The organism is Paenibacillus sp. NPDC056722 (assembly GCF_042790635.1).
Taxonomy (GTDB): Bacteria; Bacillota; Bacilli; order Paenibacillales; family Paenibacillaceae; genus Paenibacillus_AQ; species Paenibacillus_AQ agri.
Map to the genome: position 1 here is coordinate 270872 of NZ_JBHTYV010000004.1, position 20651 is coordinate 291522.

General features: G+C 50.6%; 20 protein-coding genes and 1 riboswitch. Of the genes, 7 read left to right on the plus strand and 13 right to left on the minus strand.

The annotated features are described in order from the left end of the window. Positions 1-62: 62 nt before the first annotated feature. Complete coding sequence (locus ACFRAM_RS12680) at positions 63-422, minus strand: DoxX family protein (RefSeq protein ID WP_379466162.1); 360 nt, start codon at positions 420-422, stop codon at positions 63-65. A gap of 25 nt (positions 423-447) precedes the next feature. Beyond that, positions 448-1956: a DHA2 family efflux MFS transporter permease subunit gene (locus ACFRAM_RS12685; RefSeq protein WP_379466163.1), complete on the minus strand. Its 1509-nt coding sequence runs from the start codon at positions 1954-1956 to the stop codon at positions 448-450. Between the two features lie 182 nt (positions 1957-2138). Between ACFRAM_RS12685 and ACFRAM_RS12690 the strand changes: the two genes are divergently transcribed. After that, a complete protein-coding gene (locus ACFRAM_RS12690; protein WP_379466164.1) occupies positions 2139-2780 on the plus strand; it encodes a TetR/AcrR family transcriptional regulator in 642 nt (213 codons plus the stop codon). Positions 2781-3397: 617 nt separating this feature from the next. On the opposite strand, the gene ACFRAM_RS12695 is transcribed toward ACFRAM_RS12690, so the two are convergent. The 3 genes from ACFRAM_RS12695 to ACFRAM_RS12705 are packed head-to-tail and all read right to left on the minus strand — an operon-like array spanning position 3398 to position 4856. Further along, positions 3398-3895, minus strand: a complete 498-nt coding sequence (locus ACFRAM_RS12695; RefSeq protein WP_379466165.1) for a hypothetical protein — start codon at positions 3893-3895, stop codon at positions 3398-3400. Positions 3896-3935: 40 nt separating this feature from the next. Next, on the minus strand, positions 3936-4319 hold the full coding sequence (locus tag ACFRAM_RS12700; protein ID WP_379466166.1) for a hypothetical protein: 384 nt from the start codon (positions 4317-4319) through the stop codon (positions 3936-3938). Positions 4320-4367: 48 nt separating this feature from the next. Further along, on the minus strand, positions 4368-4856 hold the full coding sequence (locus ACFRAM_RS12705) for a hypothetical protein (protein ID WP_379466167.1): 489 nt from the start codon (positions 4854-4856) through the stop codon (positions 4368-4370). Positions 4857-4961: 105 nt separating this feature from the next. After that, a riboswitch (TPP riboswitch) is annotated at positions 4962-5068 on the plus strand. Between the two features lie 62 nt (positions 5069-5130). Here ACFRAM_RS12705 and ACFRAM_RS12710 point away from each other — a divergent pair. From ACFRAM_RS12710 to thiE, 6 genes are all read left to right on the plus strand, one after another. Then, positions 5131-5940 (plus strand): ABC transporter ATP-binding protein, encoded by an 810-nt coding sequence (locus tag ACFRAM_RS12710; protein WP_379466168.1) that lies wholly within the window; start codon positions 5131-5133, stop codon positions 5938-5940. Next, positions 5921-6697 carry an ABC transporter permease gene (locus ACFRAM_RS12715; protein WP_379466169.1) on the plus strand — a complete coding sequence of 259 codons (777 nt, stop codon included), beginning with the start codon at positions 5921-5923 and terminating at the stop codon, positions 6695-6697. Before ACFRAM_RS12710 ends, ACFRAM_RS12715 begins: the two co-directional genes overlap by 20 nt. Then, entirely contained in the window at positions 6694-7728 is a 1035-nt protein-coding gene (locus ACFRAM_RS12720; RefSeq protein WP_379466170.1) for an ABC transporter substrate-binding protein, read from the plus strand. The genes ACFRAM_RS12715 and ACFRAM_RS12720 overlap by 4 nt, the downstream gene beginning before the upstream one ends. A 69-nt stretch (positions 7729-7797) precedes the next feature. Further along, positions 7798-8589: a hydroxyethylthiazole kinase gene (gene thiM / locus ACFRAM_RS12725; protein WP_379466171.1), complete on the plus strand. Its 792-nt coding sequence runs from the start codon at positions 7798-7800 to the stop codon at positions 8587-8589. Between the two features lie 57 nt (positions 8590-8646). After that, entirely contained in the window at positions 8647-9462 is an 816-nt protein-coding gene (gene thiD, locus ACFRAM_RS12730) for a bifunctional hydroxymethylpyrimidine kinase/phosphomethylpyrimidine kinase (RefSeq protein ID WP_379466172.1), read from the plus strand. Next, positions 9459-10130 (plus strand): thiamine phosphate synthase, encoded by a 672-nt coding sequence (gene thiE, locus ACFRAM_RS12735; protein ID WP_379466173.1) that lies wholly within the window; start codon positions 9459-9461, stop codon positions 10128-10130. Before thiD ends, thiE begins: the two co-directional genes overlap by 4 nt. A 92-nt stretch (positions 10131-10222) precedes the next feature. Here thiE and ACFRAM_RS12740 read toward each other — a convergent pair whose 3' ends face one another. The 8 genes from ACFRAM_RS12740 to ACFRAM_RS12775 form a co-directional block, all read right to left on the minus strand. Further along, positions 10223-10927, minus strand: a complete 705-nt coding sequence (locus tag ACFRAM_RS12740; protein WP_379466174.1) for a pseudouridine synthase — start codon at positions 10925-10927, stop codon at positions 10223-10225. 43 nt (positions 10928-10970) lie between these two features. Beyond that, a complete protein-coding gene (locus ACFRAM_RS12745) occupies positions 10971-11171 on the minus strand; it encodes a DUF3934 domain-containing protein (protein WP_379466175.1) in 201 nt (66 codons plus the stop codon). A gap of 141 nt (positions 11172-11312) precedes the next feature. Then, entirely contained in the window at positions 11313-12401 is a 1089-nt protein-coding gene (gene asd / locus ACFRAM_RS12750) for an aspartate-semialdehyde dehydrogenase (RefSeq protein ID WP_379466176.1), read from the minus strand. A gap of 149 nt (positions 12402-12550) precedes the next feature. Next, complete coding sequence (locus tag ACFRAM_RS12755; RefSeq protein WP_379466177.1) at positions 12551-13768, minus strand: VWA domain-containing protein; 1218 nt, start codon at positions 13766-13768, stop codon at positions 12551-12553. A 2-nt stretch (positions 13769-13770) separates the two neighbouring features. Next, the gene (locus ACFRAM_RS12760; protein WP_379466178.1) at positions 13771-16155 is read right to left on the minus strand and encodes a DUF5682 family protein; all 2385 of its coding nucleotides are present in this window, start codon (positions 16153-16155) and stop codon (positions 13771-13773) included. Continuing rightward, positions 16152-17252 (minus strand): ATP-binding protein, encoded by a 1101-nt coding sequence (locus tag ACFRAM_RS12765; protein ID WP_379466179.1) that lies wholly within the window; start codon positions 17250-17252, stop codon positions 16152-16154. The genes ACFRAM_RS12760 and ACFRAM_RS12765 overlap by 4 nt, the downstream gene beginning before the upstream one ends. Continuing rightward, a complete protein-coding gene (locus ACFRAM_RS12770; protein WP_379466180.1) occupies positions 17253-19091 on the minus strand; it encodes a HEAT repeat domain-containing protein in 1839 nt (612 codons plus the stop codon). It lies immediately after the preceding gene. 30 nt (positions 19092-19121) lie between these two features. Further along, entirely contained in the window at positions 19122-20561 is a 1440-nt protein-coding gene (locus ACFRAM_RS12775; RefSeq protein ID WP_379466181.1) for an SWIM zinc finger family protein, read from the minus strand. Positions 20562-20651: the final 90 nt, after the last annotated feature.

Below are 20651 nucleotides of genomic sequence, written 5' to 3' on the forward strand. Positions count from 1 at the left end.
ATAATGAAAAAGAACCTCTATTTTCGCGGTATATGCGAAGCTAGAGGTTCTTCGTTATTTGTCTACTTGATAAGGATATGGCCAATGACCACAAATAAAGCTAATAATAAAAATACAATATTAATCCCCACGCCTTTTTCTTTTCTTCTTGCATGTAATAATGCTGCTAAAATCAGAATAATGGCTGTGCCAATGGCTGCAAGAAGGGTTAAGACTGGTAAAATCCCTAGTGCTCCAGGTAAAATTAAACCGATTCCGCCTAATATTTCAGCCACTCCAACAAATATTAAAAAGCTTCTTGAAGCCTCTCTAGCCCAGACCATCATTTCCATTGCCTTGTTCTCTTGAAACAATTTCAGGCCACCAGCCATAAAAAAGACAAGTGCTAATAAAATCTGGACAATCCATAATGCGATAGTCATTTTGAGCTTCTCCTCCCTCGATCCTTTAGCCGTGCATCATCTCGGTATGTGGCGCTTCCTCCGCCTTTTTGCTGCCTCTGCGGAGCAGAAGACCCAGTACTGCGCCACCAATAGCGACGAACATCATAATATGGAAGGTGTCGTCAAAGCCTTTTACAAGTAGATTCTGTGTTGCCAGCTTCACCGCTTCCGGCGAAGTTGCTGCAGAACTGACTCCCGCGGCAGCTGCCGCCTCCTTCATTTCAAGTGCATGCGTTGCTGTTCTGGAGGTCAGAATCGTCACAAGTGTCGAGATCGCCAGGGAATTGATCACCTGTTGCATGGAATTGGTCAACGAAGTCACCCGGTTCACCAGATGGCGTGGCGCTTTATTAAGGAGATGCGTATTCATCGGCATGATCATCAGCCCCATACCCGCGCCACACATCAGCAGCGGCAAGATTACATCCCGTGATGTTATGGTCAAATCCACGTGGGAGTACTGATACAGCGCGCCGGAGATTAAACCGAGACCGCCAACGATGAGCCAGCGCACTCCGATTTTATCAAAGAGCATCCCGGCAATCGGCATCACCAGTCCTGAAGCAATGGCCTGCGGTAGCATCGTCAAGCCGGTATCAAAAGCACCGAAACCACGGGCCTGCTGCAAGAATTGCGGCATCAGGAACAACGCGCCGTACAGCCCGAACTGCCCGATCCATTGGACGATGATGCCTAGACTGAAGTCTATGGAACCCATCACACGCAGTTCTAATAGCGGTGTTTGTGCTCTTAATTCCACGATAACAAACAGAATCAGGGCAGCGGCACCAAGACCCAGACCAAACAGCGTTTTGCTGGACGTCCAGCTCTCAGCTCCCTGGCTAACTCCGTAGGTTAATGCGGCAAAAGCCAGCGGACCAAGAATCATACCCAACTTATCCATCCCCGGGACCTCAGTTCGCTCCACTTTGGGCAACTTTCGCATGCCGATTATCAGACAGATGATACCAATTGGAATATTGATTAGAAAAATCCAACGCCAGGAATGGAATTCAACAAGCCAGCCAGACAGTACAGGGCCAATTGCCGGGGCAAACAGAACAGGAATGCCCATAAGACCCATCACAACGCCAACCTTACCAGGTGGGCTAAGTCGGTAGACGTACGCCATAGCTATCGGAATTACGCTACCTCCCCCAAGTCCCTGAATGACCCGAAATGTAATCAACCACTCCGCACTATTGGGCAGCGCGCACAAAATGGATCCTATCGTAAACAAAACAACAGCACTTAAGAACACTCGCTTAGCCCCGAACCGGTCGGAAAGCCAGCCCGACAGCGGGATGACTGAAGCCTGCGCCAGCATATAGCCGGTAACTACCCATTGCAGTGTAGTCAGGTTTGTATCGAAGTCCTTCAACAGTGTGGGTAATGCAACGTTCATAGCCGTGGAGTCTAGCGCTACCATGAATACCCCGGCAATAATCGCAATCAGCGGGATCAGGATGCTCGATATACGAAATTCACGTTCCGGTTGTACCGTATGTTCCATTCTCTCTCCCTCCTCTATCACCATCTCAGGAATCATTGACCTTTGAAATGGATCTAAATTATAATTAGTGAACGGACAATTGTCCGTATTGGCATTAATTAGTCTACGGACAATTGTCCGCATTGTCAATTCCCTACTTTTATTTTTCAAAAAATATACGCTGCAACCAAAAGGAGCCCCGTATGAAAAAAACAGAGAAAGCTTCGCTTGCCCCAATAGACCCTGCAAACCAACAAACAATTGATCCTTATCATGAACGCATATTGAATGCAGCCCGAGAACTTTTCAAAGCGTCAGGCCTGGAAAATGTCAGCATGTACAGCATTGCCAAGCAGGCCGGCATCGGCCAAGGCTCCCTTTACCGCCGTTTTACTGACAAAGGTGAGATTTGCTCAGCCCTTCTGCGGGACAGCACGGGTCGTTTCTTGACTGAACTAGAGCGGGAAGCACAGAGCTCAAACGCAGACGATCCGGCACTTCAGCGTCTTCAGAACAGCATCGAGCAGGTGGTCGATTTCATTGATCAGCATGCGGAGCTGCTGCACCTGATCAAATCTGAGTTTGTGGGCAAGAAGCAGCTCACCCAATTCGAGCACCCTTTTTTCCGACGGGTAAATGTTATCTTCACAGAATTGCTATCACAAGCTGCCGGGAATGGTGAGATCGTGGACATTGACCCGCATTTTACCGTGACTGCGCTCCTGTCCGTGCTGAGCCCCGATCTTTATCTCTACCAGCAGAAGGCGCACCAATCTACCAAAGAGGATATTACTCAGGGGATACTTACCTTGTTCATTGACGGGCTTGTCAGAAAAAAAGGGTGATATATGGAGTGAAATTAAGATTCAAACTGGGGATCAGGCGTTATTCTAGTGAAGTTAAGGCTTAGTTTAGTCCGCAACTCTCCTATTCTCTGCACCATACTTCTTAACAAAGAAAAATGGATCTGCCTCCTCAACTAACAGCATTTTTGTACCTTATTCTTCTTAAATAGAGGTAAATTAGGTAAATAAGAGCATTTTTGTACCTTATTTTAAAAAAAAGTACACTAAACGGCCTATTGTGGAAGAATTAACATACAAAATTGTCCTTAATTACCGTTGACCCTATAGCTGAGGAAGACTTAGGGTACAAAAATGCCGTTAATTGCACATCGGTAATAATTTCTGAGCTTTGTGTGTTACTTTAATGCGTTCTATGTAAGCAGCTTTTTTAATCTCCTGAAGTTCTGCGAAGCCGCAACTGCTGAATCAGAAGCGCTAATGCTGAAAAAACCTCCGGTTCCGCGCATGTGCGCGAAGCTGGAGGTTTATTACAGTATCACCGGTTAATCATCTTAAAACACCAAAAATATTGCTTATACAAGCATCTTTTTTGTCGACGTACGATCATTGCTTCTAGTCTTTTCAGCTCTTCTAGCGTATTAGTCCTTCTTGCTGCTCTAATTATTTCTTATGTATAAGTTTACCTCTCTTGCTATTTGATTAAATGTTCTGTAGTCTTCTGAAAAACTATAGATCGGCCATGATAAATCAAAGTTTCCAACGACTACTGTCATCGCTTCAACAAAATAGATATTATAAAAGCATTCTTCTCGAGCTATCTGTTTTATAATATCCATCAATTCATCACTTTCTTCTATTTTGAAAATGTTCTCATGGCTATCCCGTCCTCCAATAATTGGACATCTCTTAACAAATATCCGGCCTGGGATGCTTTGTACACATCGCCGAAAGTAATTTTCAAATTTATTTTCATTCCTGCTAATAAGCTCCGAGCTTAATATCGATGCCGCTTCCTCTTCAGATAGGCGCTTAGCGTGTACATCTAATAATCCTATATATCTAAAAATAGAACCAGGATTGCCATACTCTTCAACATCCAATCTTCCGAATAAATCAAGGATATTTAACATTTCCGCTTCAGATGCTCTTTGCACTTTATTACTCCTTTTGAAGGTCAAACACCTCTTATTCCCTCTAAACATTTGTTACATTTATTACTGTTTTTGTTCTCTTATAGTACGTTATTTCAATATCTTTATCCTTCTCAAGTTCTCTCATTTGTCTGCTAGTTATATTAAACTTTTTTACCCTACCATTTGATATTTTTAAAACAACTTTATTACCATTTACAGTGGTCAATCGACCTTGTAATGTTATAATGTCCTGCTTCGCTAAATCTAAGATTATCACAACCGCAAGAAACACAAACATTGGTATGGGTAGGGACACTAAAGTTAACACCCAAGCTGGGCCCTCTTGCACAATATTTAGCAACAACTGTATCGATGAAGTTATGATAAACACTATCGAGATAAACAAAAATACTTTTAAAGTTGACTTCGCAGTCCTTTCTTTCATCTTGACGCTCCTTTCATTACAGCGTTGTTATCAGACACGACTAACAGTTTAAAGAGAGCCGGAAATATCTTCGTCTTCTGATCCTTCACCTAGTGGTAATGATGCTTTAAGTAATTCGCCTTGGCTATCCAATTGACGCAAAAATGCATTCACAGTATCAACATCTATCCTTTGCACTATTATCATGTGTCCTATATGAATCCCTGGTAATTCTGGTGCTGCTAGTCTAGCAAAATGCTGCTTTAATTTTTCCGGTGTCGTAATGATGCACCAACGTTTTACCCGATCATTAAATGTTAATGTAATTTCAATGAACTCCAATGTTTCAACATCATCATCGAATTTCCATTCAGTCAATATAAGCACTTCTTCGTCAGTAAAATTAAAGTAATACTTGCTGATCCAAACGCTTCTTCCGTGGTCTCCGACGATTCTAATTTTTTCTTCTTTTTCGGCTAGTATTTCATATTTCTTCCCCTTGGTTAGCGCATGTTCATAATTTCCGATACTGCTACAGATTGCTTTGTCTAGTTCCAATGAGATCACCCTAGTTGAATGAATTTAATATGCCCTGCTATTTACAATACTATAAAATATGGTATATTTATAACCGAATTATGAAACTTGATAGCGATAAAAGTATTTTTTCACTAGGGGAGCCTGAATTGGCTGAGACGAAAGCGGTAAGCTTCGGACCCTTGGAACCTGATCTGGATCATACCAGCGGAGGGAAGTGGAACTGAAATTCGGGTATTGCATGGCACTTCTTTTTGCAAACTTAAATTTTAGGCCCCTTTATTTCCGCCGGGAGATGAAGGGGTCTTTTTATCGTGCTAAGGAGGTTACGCGGATTACGGAAATCATCTCTGTACACAATTTATCCTACGCCTATGCCAAATCCGCAGATGCACCGGTGCTGTCAGATATATCCTTAGCGGTTCACCAAGGTGAGTTCGTTTCTGTTGTTGGAACCAGCGGATGCGGAAAAAGCACGCTTTTCAAAATTATCGCCGGATTGCTGGAGCCGAGCAGCGGGGATCTGCGTCTTCACGGAATTTCCGCAACCGCCAAGCGGTTGGGCCAGGTCGCTTATATGCCTCAGCAGGATCTGCTGCTACCCTGGAGGACGGTTCTGGAGAATTGCCTGCTTCCTTGGGAAATCAAGCGGAGCCGTAGCAAAGCCGAGGTTACTAGTCAGGTAATTGAATTGCTGGAGCGTTTAGGTCTGGCCGGTATTGAAAACTCGTTCCCCGATGAACTATCAGGCGGAATGCGGCAGCGGGTAGCTTTTCTCCGAACGCTCATTACGGGGGGCGACCTGTTGCTGCTAGACGAACCTTTTGGGGCACTCGATCACATGACCAAACGGGAAATGCATAGCTGGTTGCTGGAGATTTTGGATGAGCTGGACAAGACAATTCTCTTCATTACGCATGATCTGGAGGAGGCTGTGCTGCTTAGTGACCGCATCTATCTCTTACCTGGACGCGCTGGAGGAAGTGTAGAGGAAATACTCGTGGATCTCCCTAGGCCCCGGCATAGCAAAATGAATTATGAACCGCGGTTTATAGAGCTGCGGGCTGAACTGGAGCGCAAATTGTATGATAACCCGGCTGTTTAGAAAAAACTTGCAGAATTACGCACCTTTCCTTGTTCTGCTGCTGTTTATTCTCGGTCTATGGGAGATGCTGGCGCGGATAGGAGTCCTTCCACCTTTCATTCTCCCAGGGCCTCTGTCGATAGGAACCGCTCTGGTTGAAAACAGTAAAATATTGTTCGGGCTGCATTTGCCCGCTACGTTGCAAGAGGTACTGCTTGGTTACGCCTTGTCCGTTACCTGTGGCACCTTGCTGGGACTTGGCATGCACGCGTGGCGTCCGCTGGAAAAGGCACTTTATCCCTTTATTATCATCAGCCAGACTATTCCGCTCATCGCGCTTTCTCCTGTCTTTATTATGTGGTTCGGATACACGCTGTGGAGCAAGGTGGCTGTGGTATTCCTGACTGCCTTTTTCCCAGTCGTGGTTGGCGCTTATGATGGGCTACAGCAGAAGAATCACGCTTATGAGGACCTGCTCCGCACCATGGGCGCCAGCACCCGCCAAATCCTGCTCAAGACACGGATTCCGCTGGCTCTGCCCTCTTACTTCTCCGGCCTCAAGCTGTCGATGGTCTACTGCGTGATCGGGGCAACGATTGGCGAATGGCTAGGCGGCAGCAAGGGACTTGGATATTTTAGCCGCAGGATGGCAGGGAATTTGCAAAGCAAAGAAATGTTTGCCGCAGTGGTCCTGCTGTCCGCGATGGGCGTTGGCTTATTTCTGATTATCGCTATGATCGAAAAGATTATTTTCAAGAAAAGAGGATTTCACAAATGATTACAAGACATCACAGATTCAAAAAAATTGTTCCGCTGCTGTTGCTTGCAATGACAGTGTTGCTTGCGAGTGGTTGCGGCGAAGCAGCAAAGTCTGGAAGCTCAGGAAGCCAAACCGGAGAAGCGTCCGGCAAGCCGCATAAGCTTACGTTGATGCTGGACTGGTATCCGAATGCAGTTCATTCCTTCCTTTACGCCGCTCAGGAGAACGGGTATTTTGCCGAAGAGGGGCTTGATGTGGACATTCAAATGCCTGCTGACAGCAATGATGCGTTGAAGCTCGTAGCTGCCAACAAGATTGATCTCGCGCTGAGTTACCAGCCACAGGTGCTGATGGCACGCGGGGAACAGATCCCTGTCCTCTCCATTGCGGCGATTGTTAGACATCCCTTGAACCATCTGATGGTTCCAGCCGATTCCGCTGTGAAGACGCCTGCTGACCTGGCTGGCAAAACCGTAGGCTATTCCTCCATCCCGCTCTATGAAGCCATGGTGAAAACGATGGTCCGTAGCAGCGGCGGTGATCCAGAATCCTTAAAGCTCGTGGATATTGGCTTCAACCTCGTTCCGGCCCTCTCCACAGGGCAGACTGATGCCATCATTGGAGGTTTTATCAATCATGAGCAGCTGATTCTGGAAAAAGAGGGACATCCAGTGACCTCCCTTAACCCAACGGATTATGGAGTTCCAGATTATTATGAGCTTGTACTGGTAGCCAGCCAACAAGGAATGCAGAATTCTCAGGCTTATTTCAAAAAATTCCTGACCGCTGCCGCCAAAGGTCAAAAGTTCGTCGAGGAACATCCGGAGGAAGCGCTGGCCCTTCTGTTCAAGCATGAAGATCAGAGCTCCCCGCTTGACAAAGATATCGAGAAAAAAAGTCTGGAAGTTCTGCTTCCACTAATGGATGCGGGAAAAGAACCGTTTGGTTATCAGGATCCGGCTTCGTGGAACAAGGTACAACAATGGTTAAAGGAAAACGGTCTGCTGACAGCTGAAACAGCGCCGGAAGAAGCATTTATCAATCTGTAAGGCCAGATGAACAATAGGTAGATTATTTAGTACCGCGTTACAAATCCAATATTCCCGGGAGGCAATCCAATGACTTATTTGTCCAAGGTAAGGGAGCAGAATCCGCTGATTCACAATATCACTAATATTGTCGTAACCAATTTCACGGCCAATGGACTGTTGGCTCTCGGCGCATCCCCGTTCATGGCGGACTCCCAAGAAGAAGTTGCCGATGTGGCCCAAATGGCCGCCTCTGTTGTACTGAATATCGGCACGCTGAACGAACAGGTTATCCGGTCGATGATTCTGGCAGGACAGTCCGCCAATGTCCATGGTACGCCTGTAGTGCTTGACCCGGTCGGCGCCGGGGCTACGTCTTACCGGACGGAGATCGTCCAGAAGCTAGTCGGTGCAATCTCCCTGACGGCGCTGCGCGGCAATGTCGCCGAGGTGGCTAATGTCGCCGGGGAGCAGTGGGCCATTAAGGGCGTGGATGCTGGCGCAGGTGACGGTGATGCGGTAGGGCTGGCACAAAAAGCTGCGCGTAAGCTGGGCTGCATCGTGATCGTCACCGGCAAAGAGGACATTATTACTGATGGCGTAACGACTTACATTGCTGCCAACGGTCACCCCATTCTGACCAAGGTCACTGGGACCGGATGCCTGCTCAGTGCCGTAACCGGAGCTTTCCTGGCTGTCGGCGCAGATTCACCGCTGGAGGCTGTAGCCGAAGCGATTTCTTTCTATGGCGTAGCCGCGGAAATCGCCGAGGAGCGGACGCGTGGACAGGGTCCGGGCAGCTTTCAAATCGAATTCCTGAACCAGCTTTCGCTGGTTACATCAGAAATTTATCAAAAGAGATCGCTGATTAAAAAAGTATAATTCTGGAACTAAAGCTTCAAATACATCAAGCAAGGTTTTTGCGGAAGGAGAATTTATATGAGCGTCTATCAAGCTCTGACGATAGCCGGTTCAGACAGCGGTGGCGGTGCAGGGATTCAAGCCGATCTGAAAACCTTTCAGGAGCTGGGCGTATACGGAATGTCCGCACTGACGGCAATAACCGCTCAGAACACACTCGGTGTGCAAGGCGTGTATCCCCTTGAACTGGAGGCAGTAACAAGACAACTGGATTCCATTGGAGAGGATTTGCAGCCAGGAGCCGTTAAGACCGGTATGCTGTTCAGCAGCGAAATCATCGGTATTGTCGCCGACAAGGTGGAAAAGTATGGCTGGAACCGACTTGTCGTTGATCCGGTGATGGTCGCCAAAGGCGGCTCGCCGTTGCTTCAGCAGGAAGCAGTTGCCGCCCTGATCACAAGGCTGCTGCCCTTGGCGTTCGTAACGACGCCCAATATCCCGGAAGCAGAGCTAATCACGGGCCACAGTATCACCAGCTTGCAGGACCGCGAGCAAGCCGCAAGTATTATTGCTGGCATGGGCTCACGCTATGTGATTCTAAAGGGCGGGCATGACGAGTCGACAGAGCAAGTAATTGATCTGCTCTACGATGGACATTCGTTCTTTTATATGGAAAATAAACGCGTGAACACCCCTCATACGCATGGAACGGGCTGCACGTACTCTGCAGCATTAGCTGCGGAGCTCGCCAAAGGACAGTCTGTACAGGAAGCTATTCATACGGCCAGAGCCTTTATTCAGGCGGCTATTGAAGATGAGCTGGCCATTGGCGCGGGACATGGGCCGACGAACCATTTTGCCTATCAGAACAGAATGCGGGGTGATCGGGGATGAGTGTTGTGGACAGTCACAAGCTGCGAGAGCAGTTGAGCTTATACTTTATTATGGGTACCGCTAATTGCCGTAAGTCACCAGAAGAGACGCTGAAGGCAGCGATCAAGGGTGGCGCTACGATGTTTCAGTTCCGAGAAAAGGGTCCTTCCGCCCTCCACGGGCAAGCCCTTTTCGAGTTGGCAGGATCGCTCCAGACTTTGTGCCGGGTCGAGGGCGTTCCTTTTATCATCAATGACGATATTGAACTGGCTATTCAGCTCGATGCTGACGGGGTACATATCGGCCAGGAGGATGAGCCGGCGGCATCGATCCGGCAGCGTCTCGGGTCTGGCAAAATCATCGGCGTCTCCGCTCACAATCTAGCGGAAGTGCAGCAAGCTATCTCCGATGGTGCAGACTATCTTGGCATTGGCCCGGTCTACCCTACCCCTTCCAAAGATGACGCACGGGCTGTTCAAGGCACCAGACTCATCACGGAGATCAGGGAGAAGGGCATAGACATCCCGCTTGTAGGTATTGGTGGGATTACGGCAGCCAATACCGCACCGGTCATTGCTGCCGGCGCGGACGGCATTTCGGTGATCTCCGCTATTGCCGGAGCCGCAGACGCTACTGCTGCGGCGATAGAGTTTGTACAGGCTATAGAACGTGCGCATACAAGGCCGTAACTGTGTATTGACTAAGGGTAGAGTCAACACACACTAAACCTAATAAAAAAGGTGGTGTCCGCTAATCTGCGAGACACCACCTTTTTTTCATACTATTTTGCCGCTTCATCCAGCCTTGTCAGTAGGTTCTGGAGCTCTTCATCTGCCAGGTGGCGCCATTGCCCACGTTCCAGACCGTCCAGCGTAATGTTCATGATTCGAATGCGCTCCAGCTTCAATACCCTGTACCCTAACGCTTTGCACATTCTGCGAATCTGGAGATTGAGCCCTTGGGTAAGGATAATCCGAAATCTACATTCACTCTCCCGGTAGATCCGGCAGGGCTTGGTGATAACCCCTAGAATACCCACGCCGCTCGCCATGGCTTGCAGAAATTCATCTGTAACTGGATGGTCTACATCCACTACATATTCCTTCTCATGCCCATACTCCGAAGACATCATTTTATTCACGATATCCCCGTTGTTCGTCAATAAAATAAGTCCCTCCGACGCCTTGTCCAGTCTGCCGACTGCGAAAATCCGCGCGGGATAGTTGACGAAATCTATAATGTTGCCCTGAACCTCTCTAGCTGCCGTGCAAGTAATGCCGACGGGCTTGTTCAAGGCTAAATACACCGGTTCAGAACGCTCTTCCGGAAGGGCTTGACCGTCCACAAGCACTGTATCGCCAGGCTCTACTTCCGCACCTTCTTCGCAGACCCTACCGTTAATGCTGATCCGCCCAGCGGCAATCAAACGGTTGGTCTCCCTTCTGGAATAGACGCCAGACAGGCTTATGTACTTATTGATTCTCATACTAAACCTGCTCTCCCTGCTATGTGCAATGCCAGAAGCCGTCTTACCGGCTTCCTCCGCTCTTATTCGCGCCTGGTTTTACCGCACCACTCTTGGCACCAGCGGCTCCTTTGGCGTCAGGAGCACCGGAGGCACCGCCCTTCAAGAACTTGGGCTTTACTGGCTTTGCTGTCTTATTCCAGCGTGTCCACCCCTTGCTGCCTGTTCCACGACCTGTGCCGCCGCCCTTACTCTTTGCACCCATATGATCACTCCATTAGTATCTCTTTAGCACTTTTCACAGTTGTGCACCTGACTATCATACCATTACCTTCGCCAAAAATCCGAAAAAAAACACAAATCACCCGCCATCCAGAAGGAAGACGGGTGATTATAGTGTTATTTATTACGCTTTAGGCTGAATATAACCTTCCGCTTTGAGCAGTTCGGCGATCAGCACCGCACCGCCAGCTGCACCGCGCAGCGTGTTGTGGGACAGACCAACGAACTTGAAGTCATGCAGCGAATCTTCGCGCAGACGTCCAGTGGAAACACCCATGCCGTTCTCGATATCCCGGTCCAGCTTCGTCTGTGGACGGTTCTCTTCTTCGAAATAGGTGATGAATTGCTTCGGCGCGCTTGGCAGCTCAAGCTCCTGCGGACGGCCCTTAAAGTTCTTCCACAGCTCCAGGATCTCTTCCTTGGAAGGCGTCTTCTTGAAGGACACGAATACCGATGCCATATGGCCGTCAGCCACCGGCACACGAATACACTGGGAAGTGACTACAGGCGTGGAAGCTTTCACGATACCCTCTTCGGTCAGCTCGCCCCAGATCCGCAGCGGCTCTTGCTCACTCTTCTCTTCTTCGCCGCCAATGTAAGGAATCACGTTGTCGATCATCTCTGGCCAATCAGCAAATGTCTTGCCTGCTCCGGAGATCGCTTGGTATGTGCTTACGACAACCTTCTCTGGCTCAAATGCAGCCAAGGCATGCAGTGCTGGCACATAGCTCTGGATAGAACAGTTTGGCTTCACGGCAATGAAGCCTGTTGTGGTGCCAAGACGCTTACGCTGCTGCTCGATCACCTTAATATGATCCGGGTTGATCTCCGGGATCACCATCGGTACGTCCGCCGTCCAGCGATGAGCGGAGTTGTTGGAGATGACCGGCGTTCCAGTACGTGCATAGTCTTCTTCCAGCTTCTTGATTTCTTCCTTCTTCATATCTACTGCACAGAAGATCAGGTCCACATCTTTGGCGAATTCTTCTACCTGGGATGCATCCTGAACCATAATATTCTTCACGCTATCAGGAAGTGGAGTATCCAGCTTCCATCTGCCGGCAATGGATTCCTCAAAGTTCTTGCCTGCAGATCTGCTGCTTGCAGCAATTGCAGTCACTTCAAACCAAGGGTGGTTCTCTAGTAAAGCGATAAAGCGTTGGCCTACCATTCCTGTACCGCCGACAATGCCGGCTCTAAGCTTCGTTGTCATGAAATCATACACTTCCTTTTAAGTTACTTCCCTATCATTCATTAGGCCGATTATAAATGATATATGAAAGTTTAACAATATGTGAAATGAAAGACGGTCGTTCACTACTATCTATATACACATTCTGACTTGTCTATGTTCCCCGATAATTAGCCTTGAAAAGCACCCAGCCGCTTCGCCAGCTCCGCCAGATCCTGCCCTTTGAGCGCTCCCTCAACCAGACCCGGCAGAAGTGCAGGCGTGCAGGCGAAGCACGGGGTTCCGTCACGGGACAATTGCCCCGCCAGACGCTCGTCATAGAAAGGCTTTCCTCGATCCGACAAGGCCAGCAGGCACATCGTTCGCACCCCGGACTCCCGCATTTCGCGCATACGACGGACTAGTCCGGATTGATTGCCGCCTTCATAAAGGTCCGAGACAATAATAAAGAGTGTCTTCTGGGGCTCTTCAATAAATTGCTGACAATACTTCACCGATTTATGAATATCCGTACCGCCGCCAAGCTGAATGCCGAAGAGCATATCCACCGGATCATTCTCGCATTGCTCGGTCAAATCGACAACTTCAGTATCGAAAACCACGACCCTTGTACGCAGCGCAGGAATACTGGCAAAGATAGAACCGATGACCGAAGCCCAAATAATCGAATCCGCCATGGAACCGCTTTGATCGATATCCACAATTACAGTCCACTCCTTACTACGGCGGGCACGGTCAAAATAATAGAACCGCTCGGGAATAAGCTGCCGTCTCTCTGTGTCATAGTGCTTCAGGTTGCGCTGAATCGTCCGCTTCCAGTCCAAGCCACTGAGGGAAGGCAGCGGCGAATGCTGCCGCTTGTTGAGCGCTCCGGTGACTGCGCGGCGGATGTCCGTCTCCAGCAGCTTCACCAGATCATCCACCACCGCTTTTACCAGCAGACGGGCTGTGTCCTTCGTCTTCTCGGGAATTTTGCCCTTCAGCGCCAGTAATGTGCCCACCAGTTGAATATCCGGCTTCACGGTGGCAAGCATTTCCGGCTCGAACAGCAGCTGCTTCCAGCCCTTGCGTTCCATGGCATCATGCTGAATAATCGACACGGTATCCTCCGGGAAAAAGGTCCGCACATCTCCTAGCCATTTGGACAGATGCACAGCCCCATGCCCCGTACCAGCCCCTTTGCCTTTGCCGCCTGCTGCCGAACCTCCAGCGTTGCTGGCCGCTCCAGTATCATCGTATATCGCGGCTAATGCCGCATCCATGATTTGCTCTTCCGCAGTCAGCGCAACGTTACCCGACTCCGAGTAGCCGGATAGCTGGTCATTTGCACCCTCTCCGAGAATGAGCCGCCATCTTTTCAATGTATGTTCCTGTCTGTTCTCTTCCATGGTCAAAAGTCCTCGAAGTCAAACTCATTCAGATCGTCCAGCATTTTCGTCTCTTCCTCCTTCAATTCACCCGTCAGAATCTCTGCCGCCTGCTCCGAGTTAACACCCCACAGCTCACCTAACAGCTCGGCGATCATGGTCTTCTCTCTTGGTGAGAAGGTACTGAACGCCCTGCGCAAAAACACAAGCGCCCGCACAAACTCATCATCCTGCAGCGAGTTGATGTAATCATTGAGCTGCTCCCATAAGCTCATGCGCGATAACAAGCCGTAGCGGTTACGCATGGAAAGGCCCTCGAACCAGCCCGCGCCCAGATCGGCAGGTATCCCTGGAGAGAGCCTTCGCGAGACTTCGGCGGCGCACTCTGCGGCGGTAATCGCGCCGCGTTCCATCAGAATGGCGCAGGCAAAGCCGGACAACCGCGGGTTGCGGTCGTCCCGCTCCGACAGATGCAGCAGCTCCTGAAGCCATAGCTCCCCATCGACGGTGTCGTCATGATCAAGAGCAATGGCGTTCAGCTCATTCATCGCTGCGGTCATTGCCGTGGCTGCTTCATCGTTACAGCCCGCAGCATCGGTCAGAAAGAGGCAGCCGCGCAGGAACAGCTGCTCCAGCAGCGGCACTAATGGTACAGTGTCGATTCTGCGGATATCTCCGTAGCCGATAATGATCGACAGCTCCCGCGCAGCCGCTGCGATCTCAACCACATCGCGGCTGTCTACAGCGAGAGTCTGCAGCACCTGCCGGCCCTCCTCAATCTGTGAAGCCATGCCGCATTGACAGGCAATCTTAATCAGCGCTGAAGCTTCTGCAATGGAACGGCATTCGTTCAGCTTCTCGCGGAGCACATAGGCACAGGCGATCTCTATCGTCTCGCCCAGCAGCGTGGATTCGACGACCTGAATTTCGACCTCCGGAGTCCACTGGATGATCCAGTTCTCGGCCCATGTCGCCCCTTCCTGGCCGCTCGGCTGGCTTTTCGCGAAGGAAATGCCCAGCAGGCTCAGCCGGTGGAACAGGATCGAACGGTTCAGATCCAGAAAGGCCGCTTCCGTGGAAGATACCCGGCGGTTTTCCCGCAGATCCAGCGACAGATCGGAGGCTACCGTAGTTTTGTACTTCTCCAGCTTCAGCCTCTTGAACAACCGGTTCAGATCATCCTGAATCGGAGTCTGGCTAACCCCTTCGGCAAGGCTGCCGATAGCCGTCCCGACATCCACTCTGGCGAGTGCTTCCGCGATGACAGACAGATCTCCGTGACCAAGCAGTGTCTGTGCAGCATCATGCAAATCACGCAGCGTCGGAGCGCTTCCGCTATGCAATGCGGCCAGCGCTTCCGCCAGCCGGACCGCCTCTATAACTTCAGCCGTGGAACGGTGGGTTCCCCCGCTGCGTACAAGCCGGGCAACGGAAGACAGATATAGATAAGGCAAATCCTCCGGCGCTCCGGCTACCATCGCTTCCCACATCATCTGGTAATAATGGGGAGCCCGATTCCCCGCCCCATATCCGGACATCGTGGACAATTTATAATAAGAATAAGGCATCAGTGTCAACTTCGTGCTGCGTGAAGGCAACATTGCCAGTTCTTCATCAGTCATGTAATCCGTCACATCAGCCAATGCCGCTGCGTGATAGGCCCCGCAGATAACCACGATCCGCTCCGGGTCATGGCCAGCGGCAATGGTGTCTCTAATCTGCCGTCTCATATAGGACTCACGTACATAGTTGTAGGCATGCTCTACCGGCTGTTCCCGCTGCTCCTGTCCTTCTGAGAGATCCCGCATCTCAGCAGAAAAGGAGAGGATGGCTTCCCGGTAAGCGCCTGGGCTGGCGTTGTGCTCATAATTCCGTTCCCAGTACATGTCGTAATCATGCTCACCCGCGACGCTGGCAATCCGGCTGTAGAGGGAAGGCGATGCATCTCCATACTCTCTCTGCTCTTCTGTCCCCTTTTCCGGATTGGCTTCCAGCGCAGCTGGTTCTCCCGCCTTCCCGGAATCCGGCGCTGTATCATGCTCCAGCCCTGCTGAAGGTCTTGAAGTGTCCTGCAACGCCAGAATGATTGACGATGGCAGATCAATGAAAGATACCATCGCTCCATTCGCCTCTGCCCATTGCAGGCCTTGCAGCTCGGGTGAATACACGGCGAATGGCCATAGCGCAGTCCGTACCGGCAAATCAGCGGTGAATGCCAATACAGCAACCGGAGGTTTGGTTTCTTTATTCGTCAAATGGCGAATTTCTGCCGTGGCGTCTGCCGGGCCTTCAATCAGTACCGCCGTCGGCTGAAGCTCATCCAGGTAATCCAGCAGATGCTTTGCACCGCCCGGAGACAGATGCCGCACCCCAAAAATATGCACAGCCGCTTCAGCAGTTGGTCTCACTCGTTCATCTCCTTACAGGCTTGATACAGGCCGCGCCACTCGGCTCCTCTTTTCTTCATTACATTATTCAGATATTCTTTCCAGACCAGCTTATCCTTGTCATCATCCTTGACAATCGCCCCTTGAAGCCCGGCAGCGAGATCTTCGTCTGTCAGCTCGCCGCCGCCAAAGCTTGCGGCCAGCGCCATACTGTTCGTGAGCAGGGAGATCGCCTCGGCTGTCGAGATTACACCTGCCGGGGACTTCACCTTCTCTTTCTTGTCGAGTGTCATGCCGCTGCGCAGCTCACGGAAGATGGTGACCACCTTCAACAAAGCTTCATCGGCAGGCACCGCAGCCTGCAATTCGTAGGATGACGCAATCTCGCCCACCCGTTTTTTGACAATGGACAGCTCGGTTTCCAGGTCCGACGGTGCGGGCAATACAATAATGTTGAACCGCCGCTTAAGAGCCGCCGACATTTCGTTGACCCCACGGTCCCGTGTATTGGCGGTGGCGATGATGGAGAAGCCTTTACGGGCCCCGGTTTCTTTGCCCAGTTCAGGAACCGAGATCGTCTTCTCGGACAAAATCGAGATCAGCGCGTCCTGCACTTCTGAAGCGCAGCGGGAGATTTCTTCAAAGCGGGCAATCCCGCCCTCTTCCATCGCACGCATAATCGGGCTTTTAACCAAAGCCTCAGGCGTCGGCCCGTTCGCCAGCAGCATGGCATAGTTCCAGGAATAGCGGACATGCTCTTCGCTGGTTCCCGCCGTCCCTTGAACGACAAGACCCGAATTGCCATAGATCGCCGCTGATAAATTCTCGGAAAGCCACGATTTGGCCGTACCCGGCTCCCCGATCAGAAGCAGGGCCCGGTCCGTCACCAGTGTAGCGATTGCCATTTCAATTAATCGGGTATTGCCGATGTACTTGGGTGTAATAACTGTCTTACCGGCCTTGCCGCCTACGATGAATGTCAATACCGAACGTGGAGACATCTGCCAGCCGGCAGGAATTTTCCCCTTATCCGCTTTGATCAACGCCTCCAGCTCCTCGCGGTATAGAACCTCCGCTGGAAGGCGCATGTAATCCTGAAGCTGAGCTTGCTCTGTCATTTATTGTTCTCCCCTTTGGCTTAAAGTTCTTATCACGTACGACAGCTGCTCGCCTGCTTCATATCTGTACATTGGAAGCACTGCCTCCAGACGTGACAAGAACGACGAAGGCAGCCCGCAGAGCAGGTTAAACACATAGATATCGAATACATAGCAATTGTTGTTGCGCTTATCCTCCAACGCAGCCATCAGCGCTTCTTGCCGCACATCAAGTTCAGCTCCGACCCGTTCCAGTCCCATGAGCAGGAGACTTGCGTATTTATTGCGGAACTCCGGATTATTGTTCAGCTTGCGCAGCAAATACTTCTGTATCAAGGGTTCCCCTGGTCTGGCAAATGCACTGACAAGCTCCGGTTTGTTCTTCTCCAGCGACCAGCGCAGCCAGCGCGGGTCCCAGCAATCAGCGATTTCCTCTGGAGAGACCGGCTCCAGGGAAGAGATGGAGTAATACCTGCTGGAGGATGGTCTCCACACCGCGTCATACATTTGATACGCTCGTTGCACCACCATATCTTCGATAACTTGCAGCAGCTTTTGTTCGCGCTGTTTGGTCCCCTTGTCAGGTGTTGCATCAGGCTGATTCGCCAGCGGCTCGGCATACTGCTCATACAACACTGCCGGAGACCAGAGGCGGAAGGCAAGCTGGAAGGCATGTGGAAGATAGCGGTGGTTCTTCTTCTCCACTTCCTGAATCAAAGCAAGCCCCTCAGGAGTATTCAAGCTACTGATGTAATTAGCTGCCCAATCGACAAGCTCAATCCAGCCTAATGAAGTATACAGGGAATGCTGTTGCAAAATGCTGCTGTAGATTTCCGTCAGACCTTCACTGTATTTGCCCACTACGGCCAGCTGGTAATGATTCAACCGGGTCCGCAGACTTTCTTCCCGCTTCTTGTCTCCCTTTATTTCTGGCGTCTTCTCCAGATCAGCTGCAAAATCACGCACAATTCGTGCGTCCAGCCGTTCAGACTCACTTAGAGCGCTCGCCGCCAGTTCGATATCCTTGCCGCTGAATGCCTCGTACAGACGGTCGGCAGCCTGAACCGTTTCGCTCGCCGCAAGAGCCCTGAAGGCTGCTTCCCGGATCGGCTTTTTCTTCTCCATCGAGAAATTCAGCAATGCAGCTTCATAACCGGTATATCCAGCCAGCAGCCTGATAGCCGTCGTCCGCACTTCATCCGAACCATTCTCTGCCGCTTGACAGATGAAGTCCATCTGTTCTGCCCCGCTAACTCGTTCAATTACATGCAGCTTGCGGGACTCGCTTTTCCCCCCGGAAGGATCAAAGTCCTTCAGCAAAAAAGCTGTTATAGGCTTGCCGTAGGCTGGGAGGATAGCATCACGCGCGAATTCAGCCAGCTCAGAATAAGGATCTCTGAGCGCAGCTATCGCGGCGGGAAGCAGCCGCAAATCCTGAAAAACACCTTGTTCATAAGCATCCTTCACAATCTCATAGCGCCCGCTGCCGGTTGTGGACAATGCCTGCTGCACCTCTGCCAGCTTGCGGTAGGAGAGATTGGTCTTTAGCAGTATGGGGCGGCTCGCTAGCTTATCCGGTTCGGCAAGGGGGGCTGTAGAGCCCTGGGTGTACAGTATCGAACCCAGCAGCAGTGCCAGATCCTGGAGCTTCACGGCTGAAGCTGCTCCTTGTTCTTCCGCCTGTTCTACTAGAGAGGAGATACCCTCCCCTAATCTTTTAAACACAGGTGACCGTTCACCAAGCTGCTGAAACTGCGGCAAAAGACGCTTAAGCCGGAAATCGCCCGCAGCCAGATCACTCCCGGCAATATACAATCTTCTAAGCTCCTGGTTAAGCTCTTGCAATAAAGCGGTACTCATGGGATAACCCCCTATTGTAATTTTGGATAATTAGTATAAAAGACGGGTTATCCCGGCATCGTTGATAACGGTGAGCGGCTGGGCAACGAGGCGCCCTTGGTCAGACAAATGTTCGAGCATGACAAGAACGGCAATATCCTCATGCCATTCAGACGCAAGGTACGGCAGCAGTTCTGTCGTGCCCTGCGGCAAGGACGGAATGTTCTCCAACACCAGATGCTGTCCGGATTCATCCGTCAGCGTGTATTGCCCGCCCTCCGTCTGGCCAAGCCTTGCGGCATGCAGCAGCAGGACAGGGTTCTTTTCTCCAAGCGGATTCTTCAGCTCGTTCTTAGCTTTCTTCAATGCTTCCGCATAGGAACGCTGCGCATTGGCCGAGACAGCGGCCAGGTCAGCACCAGTTACGGCCCTCGGCAACATTTCATCATAGCGGACCCGGACGTTCATTTGACCCGGATAACGGTACAATAGAGGAAGCTGCGCCACTTCAAAGAAGCTGTCGTCCTCCCGCAAATGCTTGGCGGCCTTATAGGGCCGGTATTGCACAGTTTTGTGGATGTCTCCTGTAGCCTGCTCCAGCCAGTATCCAATATCCACATATTCCTGCCGGGCTGCGTCATCATAACTATAAAAAGCAAGCTGAAGCAGCTCTGCTCCCTCTGTCACGAGTCCAACTTCCTTCAGCTCCGCGAGCTGCCAGGCATGCCCCAGCCATTCCTCGATGGTGGATTCATGGTCACGGGCCAATTCAGGGTCCTCCTGCTTGGCTGTCAGATAGGTCCGGCCCTTCTTGATGAATGCATGCAGCCTGGTTAATTGCTCCACCGCATATGTATAGCTCTCCTCATGATCCTGACCCCTGGACAGCAGCAACGCAAAGCGGCGCAGCTCATTCTGTGCACCGGGCAAATAATAATTGCCCATCTGCTTCACATGCTCATTGATCGTCTTGACCGTTTTGCTGTCAATCGTCGCAAGTCCGCCGCGGATTAGCGAAAGGATCAGCTTCTCCAGCACATCAAGCCCCTCTAGCTGAGCAGTGATTTTTTTCTTCAGGGCAGATTTGTTGACCTTCTTAGGCTTCGGTTCGCTACCTTCCTCAGCCTGCTTCGCCTTTGTCTCTTCCCGTTTTTCCGCTTTTTCGCGTTTGGAGAGAATATCCTCCGGTACGGGAGCAATCTGAAACTCCAGACCTTCACAATAGGCATACATCAGTCCCAAGGCATGCTTGCAAGGAAACTGACGGCTGGGACAAGTGCAGCGGGCAACCGGCTTCTCAGGAACCACAAAATCGACCGAACAGACATAATTAGACTTGCCGCTACCCGAGCATTGGCCGAACAGTAGCTCACCATTCTCCGAACGGTTCAGCTCCACAAAGCTTTTCTTCTTCACAAGCCCTTGCCCATTCTTGATAGCGGCCGCATTAGGGGCCAGTGAATCCACATAGGACGAAGTAAGTTCAAGCAAAATATGATTCCTCCCTGTTACGAACAGATATGAGATATGATAGTAGATAAGATCACATGTTTGCATATTATCATATCAAAAAGAATTATA

Excerpts from the sequence above, each read along its gene's own strand:
- ACFRAM_RS12680 (WP_379466162.1), bottom strand. The coding sequence starts at position 422 with ATGACTATCGCATTATGGATTGTCCAGATTTTATTAGCACTTGTCTTT.
- ACFRAM_RS12685 (WP_379466163.1), bottom strand. The coding sequence starts at position 1,956 with ATGGAACATACGGTACAACCGGAACGTGAATTTCGTATATCGAGCATC.
- ACFRAM_RS12690 (WP_379466164.1), top strand. The coding sequence starts at position 2,139 with ATGAAAAAAACAGAGAAAGCTTCGCTTGCCCCAATAGACCCTGCAAAC.
- ACFRAM_RS12700 (WP_379466166.1), bottom strand. The coding sequence starts at position 4,319 with ATGAAAGAAAGGACTGCGAAGTCAACTTTAAAAGTATTTTTGTTTATC.
- ACFRAM_RS12710 (WP_379466168.1), top strand. The coding sequence starts at position 5,131 with ATGAAGGGGTCTTTTTATCGTGCTAAGGAGGTTACGCGGATTACGGAA.
- ACFRAM_RS12715 (WP_379466169.1), top strand. The coding sequence starts at position 5,921 with ATGATAACCCGGCTGTTTAGAAAAAACTTGCAGAATTACGCACCTTTC.
- ACFRAM_RS12720 (WP_379466170.1), top strand. The coding sequence starts at position 6,694 with ATGATTACAAGACATCACAGATTCAAAAAAATTGTTCCGCTGCTGTTG.
- thiM (WP_379466171.1), top strand. The coding sequence starts at position 7,798 with ATGACTTATTTGTCCAAGGTAAGGGAGCAGAATCCGCTGATTCACAAT.
- thiD (WP_379466172.1), top strand. The coding sequence starts at position 8,647 with ATGAGCGTCTATCAAGCTCTGACGATAGCCGGTTCAGACAGCGGTGGC.
- thiE (WP_379466173.1), top strand. The coding sequence starts at position 9,459 with ATGAGTGTTGTGGACAGTCACAAGCTGCGAGAGCAGTTGAGCTTATAC.
- ACFRAM_RS12740 (WP_379466174.1), bottom strand. The coding sequence starts at position 10,927 with ATGAGAATCAATAAGTACATAAGCCTGTCTGGCGTCTATTCCAGAAGG.
- ACFRAM_RS12745 (WP_379466175.1), bottom strand. The coding sequence starts at position 11,171 with ATGGGTGCAAAGAGTAAGGGCGGCGGCACAGGTCGTGGAACAGGCAGC.
- asd (WP_379466176.1), bottom strand. The coding sequence starts at position 12,401 with ATGACAACGAAGCTTAGAGCCGGCATTGTCGGCGGTACAGGAATGGTA.
- ACFRAM_RS12755 (WP_379466177.1), bottom strand. The coding sequence starts at position 13,768 with ATGGAAGAGAACAGACAGGAACATACATTGAAAAGATGGCGGCTCATT.
- ACFRAM_RS12765 (WP_379466179.1), bottom strand. The coding sequence starts at position 17,252 with ATGACAGAGCAAGCTCAGCTTCAGGATTACATGCGCCTTCCAGCGGAG.
- ACFRAM_RS12770 (WP_379466180.1), bottom strand. The coding sequence starts at position 19,091 with ATGAGTACCGCTTTATTGCAAGAGCTTAACCAGGAGCTTAGAAGATTG.